The sequence below is a fragment of the Gimesia sp. genome (assembly GCF_048262075.1).
Lineage (GTDB): Bacteria > Planctomycetota > Planctomycetia > Planctomycetales > Planctomycetaceae > Gimesia.
This window is the reverse complement of record NZ_JBLXFK010000002.1, coordinates 360,333-377,902: the sequence shown is the minus strand read 5'-3', so window position 1 is coordinate 377,902 and position 17,570 is coordinate 360,333. Positions and strand designations below refer to the sequence as shown.

Sequence of the window (17,570 nt, the reverse complement as noted above, 5' to 3'; positions counted from 1 at the left end):
CAGACGGATTAGAGAGAGTGCAAAACTGTGAGTATGGAACAGGATCAATCTTCTGAGTCCGTGATTAAAGTGCTGAATCAATATGTGGACTATCTGCAAAACAGTGATCAGGAAAGTTGTCATAGTTTACAGGCTGTCAATCCGGAATTAAGGCCTCTGATGGCATGTCTGGATTCACTGGAGCAACTGGCTCCCTGCAGAGAAGATCGCGATCAGGCCCCAGAACCTCCGGGATCTGAGTCATTAGGGCCTGATGACGCTACCCTGCTCCATGCGAACGCTGATTCACATCGGACTGCTACTGGTCAGGTGACAGAATTTGGCAACTATGAACTGCTGGAAGAGTTGGGACGTGGCGGTATGGGCATTGTCTATAAAGCCCGTCAGAAAGATCTGAACCGGATCGTTGCCTTAAAGACGATCTTAAGTCATCAGTTTGCATCAGAGGAAGAGGTCCGTCGATTTTACCAGGAGGCTCGGGCGGCGGGACGGTTACAGCACGCTAATATTATTTCGATCCATGAAGTCGGTCAGCACCTGGGGCAGCATTACTTCACGATGGATTTTATTCCAGGAGGTTCATTGGCGAATACCCGGCCAGATTTCCTGAATCACGCTGCCGGGCCGGATTATTACCAGACTGCCTCTCTGATGCAGCAGGTTGCGAAAGCCGTGGATTACCTGCATTCCAAAGAGATTGTCCATCGTGATCTGAAACCTTCTAACATCCTGATTGATGAACTGGGGGTTGCCTACGTTACTGATTTTGGGCTTGCCAAAATATTTGAGCCCCAGAAGATTGTTGATGAACGAGAGGCGCGGACCCAGAGCGGGATGATAATCGGTACGCCCGGTTACATGTCGCCGGAGCAGGCGGCAGGTCAGTTGGGTGAAATATCATCACGCAGTGATATATTCAGCCTGGGAATCATTTTGTATGAGCTGCTGACGGGGGTCTCCCCTTTTAAACAACAGAGTCCTCTGGAATCCCTGGTGGCGGTGATTGAAGGGGAGCCTCCCCTGCCTCGTATACAGAATCCGACCATCCCTGAGCCCCTGGAGCTGATCTGCCTGAAGTGTCTGGAGAAGGACCCTGCTTCACGCTACCAGACTGCTCAGGAGCTGGCGGATGATCTGGAACGGTTTATCACGGGGGAGCCCGTTCAGGCACAGCCTGCAAACTTCAAACAGCAGTTCCAGCGCTGGTTCCGCAGACAGCCGGCCCTGGTTTCACGATTATCTGCGATATTGCTGGCGAGCGGAATTATTCAAACCGTGTATTCAACTCAAGGGGTTGATTTCAATTATCATCTGAAGATCATGACGCTGTTCGCGCTCTGGGCCATTCTGGCTCTATTTTTTCAATGGGGACTGGATCAGCTGAAAAACAAGACTAAAGTCCGTTACTGCTGGTCCGCAGCTGATGTCTCACTCTTAACCGGTTTGCTGATTCTAGCAGATGCGCCAATCGGAATATTATTAATCGGATATCCCATGTTGATCGTTTCGGCCGGCCTGTTTTTCTATGTGCGACTGGTGCTGTTTACCACGGTGCTTTCTCTGCTGGCGGTCACAGTACTGGTACTGGTCAGACCTGAACTGGCAGAACTTTGGCAGTATCCTGTGATTTACAGCATGGTACTGGCAATTCTGGGACTGATTACCGCTTACCAGATCTATCGGGTCAGAGTACTCAGCCGCTATTATGAACTGAGACGACCTGAACGATGATATTGTGCTCAGTTCAGGCGGCGCTGGAATCCCGCTGTGCAGACTGGCGCGTGATCAGGCGATATAGTGCCTGCCAGGCACGTGTAACTTCCAGTTCATCCATGCAGCATAAATTCTGTGGACCCCGTTTGGGGCAGCGTTTCTGGTAACTCGCTGCGCAATCAACATTCGTAGAGACAAGTTCGTGCTGGTCACCTGGAGGTCCCGAGCGTAGTGCACTAGTGCAGGTAAAGATTCCCGTGACGGGAGTTCCCAGTCCGGCGGCCAGGTGCATTGGACCGGAATCATTGGTGAGTAAGTAATCTGTTTCCATCAATACTGCGGCTAACTGCTTCAGGCTCGTCTGCCCTGCCAGATTGAGTACACGGCCAGTTGGTACAAATTTATGTAGCAACTGTTCGATCTGGCTGGTCAACGGACGTTCGTCGGCAGTACCAATCAGGACAATATTGCAGCGAAAGTGGCGGATCGCTTTGGCACCGACGGCGGCGAAGCTTTCGGGTGGCCAGCGTTTGGTAATCCATTGCGCTCCGGCATGGATGGCCAGTGTCGGGCAGGATTGTTCTCCGGCAGAAAGGGTTTTCCGCGCCCAGGCTTTGTCCTCATCGCTGATGAAAATGCTTGTTTCCCGGCTGGTTTTTCCTGACCCGAAAGCGTCTGCCACATTCCAGTATTTCTGATAAGCTGGAACAAAGCGACTCGTTTCGGGAATGGTCATATTATAAGCCAGGTGAGAGCCTTCACGGGCTGCTTCAATTCCGATGCGCCAGCGGGCGCGTGTGGCAGCAGTCATGACTCCGGTTCTCATCAATCCCTGCAGATCGAGAACGAGGTCAAACTGTCGCTTTTTCAGATCTTTCAGAAACCCCCACCAATAAGGGACGGAACTGCGTCTGCTGAAAGGGATGACTTCGTCAATCTGCGGATGCGCTTCCAGCAGATTTGCGAAGCTGTCACGAATCACCCAGGAGATCTGAGCATCGGGAAATCTTGCTTTGAGAACCGGCAGGATGGGGAGGGTCTGAACGACATCTCCCAATGCGCTGGGTTTGATGAGGCAGATGCGGCTGACTTCAATCTGGTTTATTTGAGATAACGTTTTGTGCTGTGAACTCATCGATATAAATTGATCAATTGATTTTTACAGGTAATAGAGAAACAGAACCAAAGCCAACAGGGGCGGCATCATACAGGCAGAAGCGGAAATGAGGCAAGATCAGCTTTCATGCTCTGCTCTCTTCACCCGAGAAATGTACAGGGTATATTTAAACTGAAATTGTAAAAGTCAGCTGTTTTTTGAGAAACTGCGAAACCTAAGTGCGTTATATGAGTTTGATCTGATGTAAAAGGAATCTACTGCAGAAACCTGATTCTGCCTGTTTTTAACTTGAGGAGATACGTTGATGAATGTCAAACCAGTATTGGTAACTGCTTTTGTTCTGGGAGCTGTCAGTTTTTCCGGAATCTCCGGCTTACAGGCAGCAGAGGGAAAAAAAGGGGAGCGGCCAAATCGTGAAGAAATACTCAAAAAGTTTGACAAAGACGGTGACGGAAAGCTGAGTGAAGCAGAACGATCTGCGGCACGAGAAGCCCGTGGAAACAAAGGAGAAAAAGGTCCTGGCGGCAAAGGAAAACCGGGGTTCAACCGGGAAGAGATGCTTAAAAAATTCGACAAGAATGGGGATGGGAAGCTGGATGAAAACGAACGCAAGGCAGCTCAGGCTGCACGTGGAAAAATGGGACAAAATGGACCGCGGATGACTCGCGAAGAAATGGTCAAGAAGTTTGATAAAGACGGTGACGGAAAGTTGAGTGAAGCGGAACGTCAGGAAGCCCGCAAATCGATGGGGGGGCGACGGGGTATGAATCGGGAAGAGATGATTAAAAAGTTTGATAAAAACGGAGATGGCAAGCTTGATGAAACAGAACGTCAGGCAGCCAGAGCCGCTATGTCAAAAAACCGTGGCAACAAAGGTGCCGGAAAAGGTCCTAAAGGTGCCGGCGGAAAAAAGAAGAAGTCAAACTAATCTGCTCGTCAAACATGACTGTGGTTCCACTGACGAAACAGTGATGTGAACGGAAAAGCCGACTGAAGTTATATTCAGTCGGCTTTTTTAGTTTGATTCTTCAAGCCTCTTCGGAAACGATTTCGTTATCAAAATAATTCGTGCCCATGCCCGCATCAATGACGATGCCCTGCGAATTAATCCCTGAGGATCGTGGGCTGAGTAGAAAAGCAACCGTATCGGCGACTTCGCTGGTCTGGACGGCTGATTTCCGCAGTGTGGCTTTTTCTGCAAACAGATAACTGTCAACATATCCCGGGATGCCGGCAGAAGCGGATGTTTTGAGTAAGCCTGGACAGACTGCATTGAATCGTACTTGTGAGAAGTTGGAAAACGACTTTGCCAGGAAGCAGATTGATGAATCCAGGGCAGCTTTCACAGGAGCCATGTAGCCATAATTCTCTGCAGCCATCCGTGTCGTGGAGATGGAAATTGTCACGACACTCCCCTGCTCCGGGTCGAGCAGATCTTTGAAAGCATTGGAGAGTGCGGTTAAGGAAAAGCAGGAAATGTCGACTGCCTGTAGAAACGCGGTACGCGGAGTTTCATGAAACGGAAGCCAGCCCGCTGAATAGTCGGCAAACGCAATCGAGTGTACCAGTCCGTGAATGACATCATATTTCTGGCTGATTTGTGTTGCCAGGTGGTCTATCTGTTCCTGGTATTCGACGTCACACACATAAATCGGTGCGTGTGGCAACAGTTTTGCAAGGGATTCTTTACGTGCTTCAGAACGCACTACATAAATAACTTCTGCCCCTGCCTGTTCCAGCAATTTACCGGTTTGAAAGGCCACGCTTTTTCGGTTGGCGACTCCAAAAACCAGTATCCGTTTGCTAGCCAGTTGCAAAAAATCCATTTACTTCTTCCAGAGAGCGATATATCTAAACAAAACCCGAATCAATGAGGGTTCACTCTGACAAATTTTCTTTTTTTTCGCAATGTGAAAGGGATTGTCACTCTCAGATAAGTCCTGATTCGCAATAATGAAAATACTTTCATCTGTTATGAGAACCCCGTCAGATTCATTTCTGCTCGCTGAAGGTCACTTCCATGTTCAAGTCACGTGCCTCACTCAAATCCCTGTCACTGCTGTGTCGATCGTTAAGTACGATGCTGGAATCGGGAGTCTCGATCATCAAGTCATTTCAGCTGGCTGGAAAAAAACTGGGTGATCATCGTCTGCAGCAGTCTCTGAATGATATTGTAATTGAACTCAAATCAGGCAATGAAGTGACCGCTGCCCTGCAGAAACAGGGGGATTATTATCCAGAACTGCTGGTGAATATGGTCAGTGTGGCCGAGCAGAGTGGTGGGCTGCCTGAGGTATTGAAGGCACTGGCGGATCATTATGATAACCTGGTACAGATGCGAAAAAATTTCCTGCGGATGATTGCCTGGCCGGTATTTCAGTTTGTTGTGGCTCTGCTGGTCATCGCGCTGATGATCCTGATCCTGGGATTAATTGCTCAGGGAGGCGCTCCGATCGATATTCTGGGGCTGGGGTTATCCGGACCTTCTGGCGCGATGATCTGGCTGACATGCACGTTTGGTTCGCTGTTTGCGCTTTATGTTTTGTACCAGATTCTGGACCGGATGTTTGGGGGGAAACGCTACTTTCACAGCCTGTTTCTGAAAATTCCTGTACTGGGTAACTGCATGCGTTCATTTGCCATCGCCCGGTTTTCCTGGGCATTTGCACTAACACAGCAGGCGGGAATGAATATTCTGGATTCGCTGGAGGCCAGTCTGAAAGCCACGGGCAATGGTGCCTTTATCGCAGCCATTCCCCAGGTCAATGCAGCCATCAATGATGGTGAGCATCTGGCAGATGCTCTGGCGGAAACCCGATTGTTTACAGAAGAATACATCCATATGGTTGATGTCGGGGAAACATCAGGGACGGTGCCGGAAACTCTGGAGAGATTGAGCCCGCAATTTCAGCAGGATGCTCAGAGGAGTCTGACGGCGTTGGCGGCTGTGTTTGGCTGGCTGGTCTGGGCTCTGGTAGCCGCATTCATCATCTTTGTTGTCTTCCGCATCGCTTTCTGGTATCTGGGGATATTGAATGATGCTCTCAGACAGGTTTAATGGCTATCTGAGCTGCGAATTGATTCGAATCTTCTAGCAAACAGAAAAATTCCCGTGTCTGATTTTCACTTTGAACTGATCCATACGGATTCTAAAACTGCTGCCCGCGCGGGGCGTTGGCATACTCCCCACGGAATTGTGGATACTCCTGCTTTTATGCCCGTAGGTACGCTGGCATCGGTCAAAGGATTGCTGCCGGAACAGTTAAAACAGGTGGGGACCCAGCAGGTGTTAGCCAATACGTATCATTTAGCTCTGCGTCCCGGTGCAGACATCGTCGCTGAGATGGGGGGACTGCATGAATTCATGAACTGGGACGGACCCATTCTGACGGACAGTGGTGGTTTTCAGGTATTCAGTCTGGCACAACTGACGAAAATGGATGACCAGCAGGTTGTATTTCGTTCTCATATCGATGGAAGTCTGTTTGAGCTTTCGCCTGAAAAAGCAGTGAAAATCCAGGAGCAACTGGGAGCGGACTGCATTATGTGCCTGGATGAGTGTCCGCCACATGATGTACCACCGGAAAAAATGCAGGATGCAGTCGACCGTACTACCAAGTGGGCTGCCCGCTGTCGTGACGCACAAAAACGCGATGATCAGGCACTGTTTGGAATTGTTCAGGGGGGGACGGATCAGAAAATGCGGGAACGTTCAGCAGAGGGTTTACTGCCTCTGGAGTTTCCCGGCTACGCGATTGGTGGGTTGAGTGTCGGCGAAAAGCCTGAGGATATGTACTCCACGCTCGATTTTACCACTCCAATGCTACCTGTCGCCAAGCCCCGGTACCTGATGGGGGTGGGACGCCCTTCAGACCTGATTGAGGCTATAATCAGGGGAGTTGACCTGTTTGACTGCGTAATGCCTACCCGGAATGGCAGAAACGGTATGGCATTTACCAGCGAGGGGAGGGTCAATTTACGAAATCAGAAACACGCCCGAGACCCCAGTCCGCTGGATCCCGAGATTGATTCTCCGGGTTCGCGTGATTACAGCCGGGCTTATTTGCGGCATTTATTCATGTCGCGGGAGATGCTGGGCCCTATTTTGATCTCCTTGCATAACATCGCCTTTTACCAGAAATTACTCCGAGACTTACGACAGGCGATTCTCAATGATCAAGTTGAGGAGTTTCGGGCGGTTCACCTTGCCCGCTGGAACGCATCTTTCTAAGATACAGCTTACTTTATTTCAGGATAACTCCTGAAATTGTTTAGGTTTGGGCCAAATCATTTAATGCGACGGCAGAATTCTGGTTGTGATAATAACAGCCCGTTGAGGATTCTGTCAGGATGTGGTTTTCTCCTAAGTACTGACAATCAGTTAATTTATGAATTGAATCCAGATTCCTCTGGAAGAGAATTGAATGAACAATCTACTTACAACCCTCTCTCTATTTGCACAAGAGGCACCGGTGAAAGAAGGACCAGCGCCTTCTCCAATCCTGCAGTTTCTGCCTTTGATCGCCATCGTAATTTTTTTCTACTTCATTATGTTTCGCCCTCAGCAGAAAGAACGGGCAAAACGTGAGGCAGCCTTAGGTCAATTGAAGAAAAATGATCGGGTGGTGACGATTGGTGGCATTATTGGCACGATTGCCAACATTGCAGAGCAAGAGCAGGAAGTCACTTTGAAAATCGACGATAATACGAAAATCAAAGTCCGCCGCAGTGCGGTTCAGGGGCTCTATCAGGCAGAAACCAAAGAGACTACGAGTTAGTTTCCAACATATCGAACAGACCGTCAGTATCTGGCTCGAAGCAGCCAGCTTAAATCTCTAGCGCCGAATGATTCGGCCCTTATAAAACAGTATCGTTTCAGGACTAATTGAATGACAGGGATTGATTTTCACTCAGCAGGCCTTTTCGCCGCGGAAGTGACTGAAAAAACGCCATCAAGTATTTCTGGCTGGACTATCATATTGATTATTCTTGCCGTGTTTGTAGTTCCTTTTGTGTTGGGGGTGGTCATTGCCCACGCGCTTAAAATGAAGGACTATGGGAAGAAAATTGGTCTGGTCCTGTTTACCGCTGTGGTTGCTGCGACCCCCTTTGTCTGGCAGGTGACTCACGGGCATAACTGGCGTGATGCCATTCGTCTGGGGATCGACCTTGCCGGCGGTTCAAATATGGTCTTTGAAGTTGATGAATCACAGAGTGAAAAAGAGCTCTCTAACGAAGTGATGGATCAGATGGTTGGCGCTATCGGCCGTCGTATCAATCCCTCAGGGACAGAAGAAGTTACCGTTCGCAAAGTCGGTCAGAATCGAATTGAAGTCATCGTTCCCGGTGCGGATTCGGAAGATGTCCAGAGAATTAAATCGCTGATTACCCGCTTGGGAAGCCTGGAGTTCGCGATTGTTGCCAACCGCAGAGACCGCGATCATGCAGAAGCAGTTGCGCGAGCTCTGGAGAGTCCTGATAAAAAAGATATTCGCGATAAAGAAGGACGCGTGATTGCCAGCTGGCGCGAAGTCAAAGGCGACGACAACTACGAAGGAGTAGATCAGATCGTAGCCCGGCCTTTTACCCGGGAAGATGGTACTCAAGGTGAAGAAGTCCTGATTCTGATTGAGCCCAATGAAGATCGGCGTGTCACCGGGAAATATCTGGTACGAGCCAGCCAGACGACTGACCAGAATGGTGGTCCTGCTGTGCGTTTTGTGTTTAATGCAAAAGGTGGTAGCCTGTTCGGGCAGCTGACTTCAAAAAATCGCCCCAGTAAAGATGGGTTTGAGCGGCATCTGGCTGTTCTGCTGGATGGCAAAGTTCAATCGGCTCCCAGTATCAAGGATACGATCAGTACGGAAGGGATTATCTCCGGTCGTTTTAATCAGACTGAAGTGAATGAACTGCTGAATGTTTTAAATGCGGGGGCTCTGGAAGTTCCTTTAAAGCCAGAACCTGTTTCTGAGTTCTCCATCAGTCCGCTGCTGGGAAGTGATGTACAGGAAAAAGGGAAACAGGCGATTCTGATTGCTGCCTGCGCAGTGATTATCTTCATGCTGATTTATTATCGGTTTGCAGGCCTGGTGGCTAATATCTGCCTGACGCTGAACCTGCTGCTGGTAATGGGCTGTATGTCGTTCATTGATGCCACATTTACCCTGCCCGGTTTGGCTGGTCTGGTATTGACGATCGGTATGGCCGTTGATGCGAACGTGTTGATTTTCGAGCGTATCAGGGAAGAAAAAACCCGTGGTTCCAGCTTGAGAATGGCCATCAATAACGGTTTTTCCCGTGCCTTCACAACAATTGTTGACGCGAACCTCACAACACTGATCGTTGCAGTTGTGCTGTATATCATCGGAACCGATCAGGTACGCGGCTTCGCAGTCACATTATTCATCGGGATTGTGATGAGTATGTTCACCGCCTTGTATGTAGGGCGGTTGATTTTTGATATCTTCGAACGGAAACGCTGGATCAGCGATCTGAAGATGATGAGCATTGTCGGTGCGACCAGCATCGATTTCATTGGAAAGAGGAAGATTGCTGCCTTTTTCTCTGTCGCCTTGATTGTAATCGGATTGATTGTTGTGGTGACCCGCGGCCAGGAAAATCTGGATATTGATTTTACTGGTGGAACCATGGTCACTTTTGAGTTTGAAGACAAACAGGAAATTGATGATGTCCGTGGACTCCTGCAGCAGGAATTTGGAAACAGCCTGACGATTGAGCAACTGCAACTTTCAAATGACCCCGCCTCTGAAGGTCGTTTCTACCGTCTGCGAACAACTTTAAACGATGCAGATGCGGACGAAAACAAGACAAAAGCAACAGATACGATTCGTGGAAAATTAAACACTGCTTTCAGTGACGCGGCTCATAAGTTGCGTAAAGTGACCATGGATTACGGCGAAGTCAAAAAGCTGACCGGTAGCGAAGAATCTCCGGGCGGTACTGAAGTCTCTCTGACTTTCAGTGGTGATGTGAAAACATCCACGATTGATAACTACTTAAAAGAAGCCATTGCTGTCATCAAGAACGCCGATGGTTCTGATAAGTATGATCGAATCCCCGAGTTTCAACTGCAAGGGGATGCTGCTGATAAGGAAGAAGAAGGAGATAAGCGATTTAAGAAAATGACCATGCAGGCTGGACCGGATCTGCTGGAAGCAGATTTGAAAACCGCATTGAGTACCATGCAGGATGTGATGGCGACGACTGCCATCCTGGATGAAGTGAATAGTTTTGACAGCTCTGTGGCCAGCGAGATGCAGGAATCTGCCTTACTGGCGATGCTGATCAGTCTGATCGCGATTGTGGCTTATATCTGGTTTCGGTTCCAGAGAATTACCTTCGGCCTGGCTGCGGTAGCCGCCCTGGTGCATGACGTTCTGGTAGTGCTGGGAATGGTGGCGTTGGGAGCTTATCTGAGCGACACAGCCTTGGGACCGATTCTCGGCTTAAACGATTTCAAAATCAATCTGCCGATGATCGCTGCATTTCTGACAATCGTTGGTTATTCATTGAACGATACGATTGTGGTCTTCGACCGGATTCGTGAGGTGCGCGGAAAGAATCCTGCCTTGACGAACACCATGGTAAATGAAAGTCTGAACCAGACCCTGTCCCGTACCCTGTTGACATCGGTTACCACATTGATCGTGGTTCTGATCTTGTATGCCATCGGTGGTGAGGGAATTCATGGATTTGCTTACTGTCTGGTACTGGGTGTTATTGTTGGTACTTACAGTTCGATCTTTATCGCCAGCCCGGTTCTGCTCTGGTTAATGAACCGACCGGGTAGTGCAACAGCGCGGGCAACTGAACAAAGTCAGAAGCGTGCCAGTGTGAAAAACTGACGGTTAGACCTGTGACCAGTTTTACTGTAGCGTCTCCAGGTCTATTTGGACCGAATATGTGAGATTGACAGACGCTATATTAAAAAGTGGCGCGCTCTGGAATTGAAAAGAATAAAAAAGGGGCTCACCTGTTTCAGGTGAGCCCCTTTTTCGTAGTTTAAAGATCGAATAGCGTTGTTTATTGATTCCTCAGCGGAGCCGTTTTCCTTCAATGAAGACGGCTTCAATCGAGCCCGGGAACGTAATTCCTTCAAACGGCGACCAACCACATTTGGTCTGCATGTCTTCACGTTTGATTGTGACCGGCTGCTTCAGATTGAGCACCGTCAGGCTGGCAGTATAACCTGCTTCAATTCGGCCAAACTTCTTCGGTGAGACATAAGGGTTCACAAAATTACCTGGGTTTTCTGAGCAGAACAGGGCCGCCTGCTCTGGTGAAAATTTCTGATCCAGAATCAGCCAGGTTACAAATGCTCCATAAGTATCCAGGTGCGGTTGACCTGAGATCCCCTGCTCGTTTTCATCCAGGGTATGGGGCGCATGATCAGTGGCAAGGTAATCCAGAGTTCCGTCACGTAATGCAGCCAGCATGGCTTTGCGGTCTGAAACTGTTCGCAATGGCGGGTTCATCTGCATTTTTCCTCTATTTTGATCAGTCAGATCAGTCTGATCAAAATAGAGATGGTGTGGTGTCACTTCACAGGTGACTTTCACTCCACGGCTGCGGGCTTCGCGAATAAGCGGCAGCCCTTCCCCGACGGAATAATGACAGAGTTTGCCGCGGAGATCATATTTCTCGATCATCTGCAAGGCGAATCGCGTGGCAGAAATTTCGCATTCAGCTGGTCTACGTTCCTCGTGCGTTGCAGCATTGGCGTGCTCGTCCAGCAGGATTGGATCTTCACAGTGAAAGCTGACATTACAACCCTGATAATGTGACAGGGTTTCATCCAACTGTTCCAGGGTTCTGAAAAACAGATCACCTACGCTGGGGCCCATATAGGCTTTGTAAGGCACTGCAAATGAAAGTGGTCTGGTTCCGGGGCCGATACCTGCATAGAGTGTGAAATGGATCGCCGGGTTTCGTTTTTCCAGATGTTTGACTTTGTCGCGGTAACTTTCGTCGGTGATGGGGGGAACAGGATTATTAGGCATATCCGCAACGTGCACAACACCGCCATTGATAGCGGCGGCAGCCGCGGTGCAGAAATCTTCTTTGTAGATTTGTGACTCGCCGACATCATCGCGGGCATGAATATGAATATCACCCATGCCGGCAAAAATCAGGCAGTCATCGGAAAAAGAATAATCAGCTTTGCCCAGATTTGAGGCAACCTCGACAATCTGATTTCCATCGAGGCGGATCTGGCTGTGAGAAGTTCCTGAAGAACTGACGAGAGTTCCTTGTATGATCATCGGATCGAAGTCATTCCGTTTCTGCGGTGTGTGGTCTCAATGGCAGGGATGCAATCTGGATTACCAGCCGACTGACATATTGGTTTCAATCGCCAGTTGTGCTTCGTGGAGATCAGCACCAGTGTCACGCATGTAAAGGCGAATGGCGTGGACTTTGTCACCGGAAGCACGGAACAGGCATTCGCGTGCCATATCACAGGGCTCTGTGTGCCCTTCAATTCCGAGCAGGCGTTTTGAGATCACCCACATGTCGCGGGGACGTCGAGTGACTCTTAAGATCTCGTCTTCAGGGTAATTTTCCTGAGCTGCATTTTCCGCTTCCTCTTGAGTATTTGCCCAACCCACCATGATATGTGCGTTTGTTTCAATCTCATAAAGAGCCATAATTCAACTCCAGTCTGAAGAATGGAAAAGTGATAATCTGACGAACGACGTCGAACAACATGACTTTTTCGAAATAGTCGTGACAGTTCATACATAAACTCAGGAGTCTGAAATCGAACATTTCCGTGAGCTTTATTATAGCCAAGCCGGATTCCCGGGGAGAGTGTCTTCCGGGAAATGTTTCAAGAAAAACAAAAATCCCGCTTTATGAAGAAATTTCTTTTAACCTGAATACCAGTTGATCTTTAAAGTTGATCAGAGAACCGCTGGGCCTCAACTTTTTTGTTGTGCGTCCCACTTCTCTTCTGCCGCACTTTTTCTGAGATAAAAGGGAGTCAGATCCCAGACTTCATTCCGGGGAGAATGATTTTCTGTATTTTTCTGTAAAGTTCTCGCTGTAATTTCTGCCACTTCAGCTGCATGCGGTGTGCGGAATTCCGTTTCCAGCAGGCGGGGGGCAGACGGTAAGTTCTCTGGTAGCAGAGTGATTCCTGGCCCCGAAACGGTATCGCTGGACTGCAGCGAATTTCCAAATTCTGCGATACTCCGCAGCCCGATTTCAGAACAGTTCTGCCAATGTCGATCGGAGGTTTTCAGGTACTTGCCAACGAACAGATCTCCCCGTTGCGCATTGGAGATGACCCAGGTTTCCTTGATCTCAGGGGGGCTGTTCAACGCGATCGCTTCGAACGTATCAATGCCGAGTACAGGACAACCAGTCACGTATCCAAAAGTTTTGGCGAACGTAATGCCGATTCTTAATCCGGTAAAGCTGCCAGGGCCGCGACTGACTCCCACACCGTTGATTTGATGGGCAGTAATATTCAGCTGCTGGAGGATATTTTTGACTTCAATGACCAGGGTTTGTGCGTGTTTTCGTCCCTGTTGTGAAAGCTCAATTTGAGTGATTTGCTGACCTGGGCAATAGACCGCCACGGATCCGGAGAGCCCGGAAGTCTCAATGCCTAAATAAAACTCAGAATTTTCCACGCGGACACAAACAAAATACATCGAATAAATGGGTTAAATTCGTTACAACCAAGTATCAGAGTATGACAAACTCCTGAAATGCTTCCAAGTCATGCAGGTAAAAATATTTCGCGGCTGTAGCAGAAGCAGGTAGAAATCATAAAGCCCGCCACTTAAGCAGTAGCCAGAAGTCTCCCTCTGGCTGCCGACGTACAGATAAATTCCCATAATCAGACTGTAAAAATCGAAATGGATTATTTTAAGAAACTGGGTGCGCTACTGACTTCTTTTGATCTGAAGACCAGTGGCAAATGGTTTGTGCTTTCCTGCCTGATTGGTATTGTGGCCGGGCTGGGGGGAATTGTTTTTGATGTATTAATTCAGGTGGTCCAACATAATACCCTCGTTGCCATCGCTGGATTTGATCATCCCCAGACAGTGGGTGAGCATTCGATATACGATTCAGAAAAAAACGAAGTCGCATTTTCTCCCTGGTGGATGCTGGCAGTGATTACTTTAGGCGGTCTGGCATCAGGGCTCATTGTTTATAATATTGCTCCCGAGGCGGAAGGACACGGAACCGACGCGGCCATTGATGCATTTCATAACAAGCGGGGGCTGATCTTACCCCGTGTTCCAATTGTGAAGACGATTGCCTCTGCATTGACTCTGGGAACAGGTGGTTCTGCCGGGCGTGAGGGGCCGATCGCCCAAATCGGTGCTGGTTTTGGGTCATGGGTGGCGACAATCTTAAAACTATCTGCGCGAGATCGTCGGATCATGCTTGCGGCTGGCGTCGGTGCAGGAATTGGTGCGATCTTCCGTGCTCCCCTGGCGGGGGCGTTGTTTGCCGCAGAGATTATGTACAGCAATGCCGATTTTGAATCGGATGTCATTGTCCCCGCTGCGATGTCGTCGATCATTGCTTATTCTGTCTATTGTATGTCACTCCCACAGGAACTGCAGTTCATGCCTTTGTTTGGTGATGGCCTGCATCATACAGTTGACTCACACTTCGAATTGATTCCCTATACCATTCTGTCAGTCATCTTGAGTCTGGCTGCGATGTTTTATGTAAAGACATTTTATGGAACGAACCGGATCTTCAAAGCGATTCCGATCAAGCCCATGTTCAAGCCGGCAATTGGTGCTTTTTTGACAGGTGTCGTCGGGATCGGCATGTATTATCTGTTCAATAAAGATCTGCAGGCATTGTCAGTGATGTCTACTGGCTATGGGATATTGCAGGATGCTTTAACTTCCGCTGCCAGGATCAGTGTTCCGCTGTTGCTTATGGTTGCCGTTGTTAAAGTGTTTACGACATCGCTGACGATCGGTTCGGGAGGCTCGGGGGGAGTTTTTGGGCCTTCGATGGTGATTGGCGGCTGTGTCGGAACTGCAACCGGTCGAATACTGCAGGATTTATGGCCTGAGTTGGTTTCACAGCCGGAAGCTTACGGATTGGTCGGGATGGCCGGTTTTTTTGCCGGGGCCGCCCATGCGCCCATCTCAACGATCATCATGGTCTCAGAAATTACGGGAAACTATTCACTACTGTTACCTACCATGCTCTCCTCCACGCTCTGCTTCGTGCTTTGTCAGAAAGTTCATCTTTATCAGAAGCAGTACCCCAGTCGACTCGATTCTCCGGCACATCGTGGTGATTTTCTGATTGATGTGCTTGAGGGAAGCCGCGTGTCAGATGTCTTTGATCCGGGCAGAAAGATTCAGTTAATTCATCAGTCAAAAACGCTCGATGAAATTGTCCACTCGCTGGCGGGAACCCAGCAGCATTATTTCCCTGTCGTGGATGATGAGGGACACATTATCGGCATCTTTTCCGAGGATGATGTCCGCGCTTATCTGTATGATGAGACCATCTGGAAGTTGGCGTTAGCACGAGATATCATGCAATCCAACTTTGTGAAAGTCAGTCCGGATGATGATTTGAATACGGTGATGCAACGGTTTACTGCGATTAATGTGGAAGCCTTGCCTGTGGTTGATCAGGAAGACTCGGGCATCCTGCTGGGAATGCTGAATCGTAAAGAGACGATTGGTTATTACAATCAGCAGCTCATGAAGCATAAGCGTGCGGGTGAGGAAAGTGAGGGTTAAAGGCGAGTTACTCTTCCTCATCATCGGTATTACGCATTTCAAAGAGAAATCGCGACGGGAGGGTCGGCTGCTTCTTACCCCATTTGGTTCGTGTTGTTGCACGACTGAGTGTGAGATAGTCTTGGGCCCGCGTGATGCCTACATATGCGATTCGTCTTTCTTCCGCGATTTCGGCATCAGTTCCTTCTACAGATCGTTTGTGTGGTAACAGTCCTTCTTCCATTCCCACAAGATAAACTCGGGGAAATTCCAGACCTTTGGCGCTGTGGAGCGTCATGAGTTTGACGGCATCCTGGGCGAGCTGATCTTCTTTTTCATTCAGGTCATCACGATCACCCAACGCGGTTTCTTCCAGGAAACCAGCCGGGGACGGATCGCTGGTACGGCGACAGTATTCATTGATCGATTCAATAAACTGTTCGAGTACAACCAGTCGTGCCTGCTGTTGTTCTGAGGTTTTGTATTGCTTTTTGATTTCCGCTTCATAGTCGATCTCTTTAATCAGATCGTGCATGATACGAGCAAGATCGTGGGGGGACTGTTCGAGTCGGGCTCGATATCGTTTGAGCAGGTCGTGAAATCCATTCAATGCACTACTTGCACGGGCACTCAGGTCATTCGTCTGCTGGGCGGATTCGACCATTTCCCAGAACCGGTTTCCCGCTTTGACTGATTGATTCACTAATTTCTCAACCGTACTGTTGCCGATCCCGCGCGTGGGCGTATTGATGATTCTCAGCATGGAAAGTTCATCATGCGGAAATGCAAGCGATTTCAGGTATGCGAGCAGATCGCGGATTTCACGGCGATCAAAAAATGACTGACTGCCAATCAACTGGTAGCGGACACTGGTACGGCGTAATTCTGTTTCGAAGACCCGGGGCTGTTCATTGGTACGAAACAGGATGGCAAAGTCGCGTAAAGGAACCTCCTGGGCTTCATGCAGATATCTGATTTCACCGATGATTTTTTCGGCTTCAGTTAATTCGTCTGCCAGTTCAAGAAATCGCACGGGCGCCCCCATTTTTTTGTGGGCAATCAGGTGTTTTTTATGCCGATCCCGATTATGTGCTACCAGGCGGTTGGCCAGTTCAATGATTTTGTCCGTGCAGCGGTAATTGTTTTCAAGTCGGACAACTTTGGCTCCCGGGAACTGTTGCTGGAATCCAAGAATATGCTTTACCTCGGCACCACGCCACCCATATATTGACTGATCATCATCGCCGACCACACACAGGTTCTGGTGAGGTTTTACGAGAGCGCGGATCAGGCTGAACTGGGAGAGATTGGTGTCCTGGTATTCGTCGATCTGAACATAATCAAATTTTTCCTGAACCCGGACGAGGACTTCCGGGTGCTCAGAAAAGAGTTGGTTCGTGAGCATCAATAAATCGTCAAAGTCGACTGCCCCACTGGAACGCAGCTTGGTCTGATATTTTCGATAAGCCATGGCTGCCAGGAAGTCGAAATCATTTTCGGTGTAATTGTTAGCATCTTCCGGGGATACATTTGCCATTTTCCAGTTACTGATTCTGTTGAGCAGATCGCCGGGGCGCAGGCTTTTGTCATTGACCCGGATTTCCCGGAGTGCGGTTCTGGCCGCCGACTCCTGATCGCCTCTGTCATAAATGACGAACTTCTCCGGATAACCCAGCAGAGAGATTTCTTCCCTCAGAATGCGGACACAGAGCGAGTGGAACGTAGAAATGAAGGGCTTGGCAGGCAGTCTTTTGCCCAGCAGAGCTGCCATACGCTCCTGCATTTCTTTCGCTGCTTTGTTGGTAAATGTCACAGAGAGAATTTTATCAGGCGCAACTCCATTACGAATGAGTTCCACCATGCGATAGGTGATGACTCTGGTTTTGCCGGTACCTGCTCCCGCTAAGACCAGAAGTGGTCCGGAAAGAGTGGATGCGGCTTCACGTTGCGCCGGGTTGAGAGAAGCCAGGTGGTTTGATTGGTTCGGGCTGGTGGACAGGGGCATGTAT

13 protein-coding genes are annotated in these 17,570 nt (G+C 49.1%); 7 read left to right on the top strand and 6 right to left on the bottom strand.

Annotated features, from left to right (window positions below; all coding sequences use genetic code 11):
- The first annotated feature begins 33 nt into the window (after window positions 1-33).
- Window positions 34-1,731: a serine/threonine-protein kinase gene (locus ACN0YH_RS05185; RefSeq protein ID WP_417378495.1), complete on the top strand. Its 1,698-nt coding sequence runs from the start codon at window positions 34-36 to the stop codon at window positions 1,729-1,731.
- A 13-nt stretch (window positions 1,732-1,744) separates the two neighbouring features.
- On the opposite strand, the gene ACN0YH_RS05180 is transcribed toward ACN0YH_RS05185, so the two are convergent.
- Window positions 1,745-2,848, bottom strand: coding sequence for a glycosyltransferase family 9 protein (locus ACN0YH_RS05180; RefSeq protein ID WP_417378494.1), 1,104 nt, complete (start codon window positions 2,846-2,848; stop codon window positions 1,745-1,747).
- Window positions 2,849-3,134: 286 nt separating this feature from the next.
- Here ACN0YH_RS05180 and ACN0YH_RS05175 point away from each other — a divergent pair, with 286 nt between their 5' ends.
- Window positions 3,135-3,758 carry an EF-hand domain-containing protein gene (locus ACN0YH_RS05175; protein ID WP_417378493.1) on the top strand — a complete coding sequence of 208 codons (624 nt, stop codon included), beginning with the start codon at window positions 3,135-3,137 and terminating at the stop codon, window positions 3,756-3,758.
- A gap of 100 nt (window positions 3,759-3,858) precedes the next feature.
- Here ACN0YH_RS05175 and ACN0YH_RS05170 read toward each other — a convergent pair whose 3' ends face one another.
- On the bottom strand, window positions 3,859-4,656 hold the full coding sequence (locus ACN0YH_RS05170; protein ID WP_417378492.1) for an enoyl-ACP reductase FabI: 798 nt from the start codon (window positions 4,654-4,656) through the stop codon (window positions 3,859-3,861).
- 194 nt (window positions 4,657-4,850) lie between these two features.
- On the opposite strand from ACN0YH_RS05170, the gene ACN0YH_RS05165 reads away from it, so the two are divergent.
- From ACN0YH_RS05165 to secD, 4 genes are all read left to right on the top strand, one after another.
- Complete coding sequence (locus ACN0YH_RS05165) at window positions 4,851-5,888, top strand: type II secretion system F family protein (RefSeq protein ID WP_417378491.1); 1,038 nt, start codon at window positions 4,851-4,853, stop codon at window positions 5,886-5,888.
- 54 nt (window positions 5,889-5,942) lie between these two features.
- Complete coding sequence (gene tgt, locus ACN0YH_RS05160; protein WP_417378490.1) at window positions 5,943-7,061, top strand: tRNA guanosine(34) transglycosylase Tgt; 1,119 nt, start codon at window positions 5,943-5,945, stop codon at window positions 7,059-7,061.
- A gap of 193 nt (window positions 7,062-7,254) precedes the next feature.
- Window positions 7,255-7,608, top strand: a complete 354-nt coding sequence (gene yajC / locus ACN0YH_RS05155) for a preprotein translocase subunit YajC (protein ID WP_417378489.1) — start codon at window positions 7,255-7,257, stop codon at window positions 7,606-7,608.
- 111 nt (window positions 7,609-7,719) lie between these two features.
- Window positions 7,720-10,695: a protein translocase subunit SecD gene (secD, locus tag ACN0YH_RS05150; RefSeq protein WP_417378488.1), complete on the top strand. Its 2,976-nt coding sequence runs from the start codon at window positions 7,720-7,722 to the stop codon at window positions 10,693-10,695.
- A 189-nt stretch (window positions 10,696-10,884) separates the two neighbouring features.
- Here secD and ACN0YH_RS05145 read toward each other — a convergent pair whose 3' ends face one another.
- The 3 genes from ACN0YH_RS05145 to tsaB all read right to left on the bottom strand — a co-directional run bounded on the left by ACN0YH_RS05145 (window position 10,885) and on the right by tsaB (window position 13,506).
- A complete protein-coding gene (locus ACN0YH_RS05145; RefSeq protein ID WP_417378487.1) occupies window positions 10,885-12,111 on the bottom strand; it encodes an amidohydrolase family protein in 1,227 nt (408 codons plus the stop codon).
- Between the two features lie 60 nt (window positions 12,112-12,171).
- A complete protein-coding gene (locus tag ACN0YH_RS05140; RefSeq protein ID WP_002648145.1) occupies window positions 12,172-12,495 on the bottom strand; it encodes a DUF6793 family protein in 324 nt (107 codons plus the stop codon).
- 273 nt (window positions 12,496-12,768) lie between these two features.
- Window positions 12,769-13,506 (bottom strand): tRNA (adenosine(37)-N6)-threonylcarbamoyltransferase complex dimerization subunit type 1 TsaB, encoded by a 738-nt coding sequence (tsaB, locus tag ACN0YH_RS05135; protein ID WP_417378486.1) that lies wholly within the window; start codon window positions 13,504-13,506, stop codon window positions 12,769-12,771.
- A gap of 207 nt (window positions 13,507-13,713) precedes the next feature.
- On the opposite strand from tsaB, the gene ACN0YH_RS05130 reads away from it, so the two are divergent.
- Complete coding sequence (locus ACN0YH_RS05130) at window positions 13,714-15,582, top strand: chloride channel protein (RefSeq protein WP_417378485.1); 1,869 nt, start codon at window positions 13,714-13,716, stop codon at window positions 15,580-15,582.
- A gap of 7 nt (window positions 15,583-15,589) precedes the next feature.
- On the opposite strand, the gene ACN0YH_RS05125 is transcribed toward ACN0YH_RS05130, so the two are convergent.
- Window positions 15,590-17,566 (bottom strand): ATP-dependent helicase, encoded by a 1,977-nt coding sequence (locus ACN0YH_RS05125; RefSeq protein ID WP_417378484.1) that lies wholly within the window; start codon window positions 17,564-17,566, stop codon window positions 15,590-15,592.
- Window positions 17,567-17,570: the final 4 nt, after the last annotated feature.

What these genes read in the sequence shown, in the direction of transcription:
- ACN0YH_RS05185 (WP_417378495.1), top strand. Translation starts at nt 34, where the DNA reads ATGGAACAGGATCAATCTTCTGAGTCCGTGATTAAAGTGCTGAATCAA.
- ACN0YH_RS05140 (WP_002648145.1), bottom strand. Translation starts at nt 12,495, where the DNA reads ATGGCTCTTTATGAGATTGAAACAAACGCACATATCATGGTGGGTTGG.
- ACN0YH_RS05145 (WP_417378487.1), bottom strand. Translation starts at nt 12,111, where the DNA reads ATGATCATACAAGGAACTCTCGTCAGTTCTTCAGGAACTTCTCACAGC.
- tsaB (WP_417378486.1), bottom strand. Translation starts at nt 13,506, where the DNA reads ATGTATTTTGTTTGTGTCCGCGTGGAAAATTCTGAGTTTTATTTAGGC.
- ACN0YH_RS05180 (WP_417378494.1), bottom strand. Translation starts at nt 2,848, where the DNA reads ATGAGTTCACAGCACAAAACGTTATCTCAAATAAACCAGATTGAAGTC.
- ACN0YH_RS05170 (WP_417378492.1), bottom strand. Translation starts at nt 4,656, where the DNA reads ATGGATTTTTTGCAACTGGCTAGCAAACGGATACTGGTTTTTGGAGTC.
- ACN0YH_RS05130 (WP_417378485.1), top strand. Translation starts at nt 13,714, where the DNA reads ATGGATTATTTTAAGAAACTGGGTGCGCTACTGACTTCTTTTGATCTG.
- secD (WP_417378488.1), top strand. Translation starts at nt 7,720, where the DNA reads ATGACAGGGATTGATTTTCACTCAGCAGGCCTTTTCGCCGCGGAAGTG.
- ACN0YH_RS05175 (WP_417378493.1), top strand. Translation starts at nt 3,135, where the DNA reads ATGAATGTCAAACCAGTATTGGTAACTGCTTTTGTTCTGGGAGCTGTC.
- ACN0YH_RS05165 (WP_417378491.1), top strand. Translation starts at nt 4,851, where the DNA reads ATGTTCAAGTCACGTGCCTCACTCAAATCCCTGTCACTGCTGTGTCGA.
- yajC (WP_417378489.1), top strand. Translation starts at nt 7,255, where the DNA reads ATGAACAATCTACTTACAACCCTCTCTCTATTTGCACAAGAGGCACCG.
- ACN0YH_RS05125 (WP_417378484.1), bottom strand. Translation starts at nt 17,566, where the DNA reads ATGCCCCTGTCCACCAGCCCGAACCAATCAAACCACCTGGCTTCTCTC.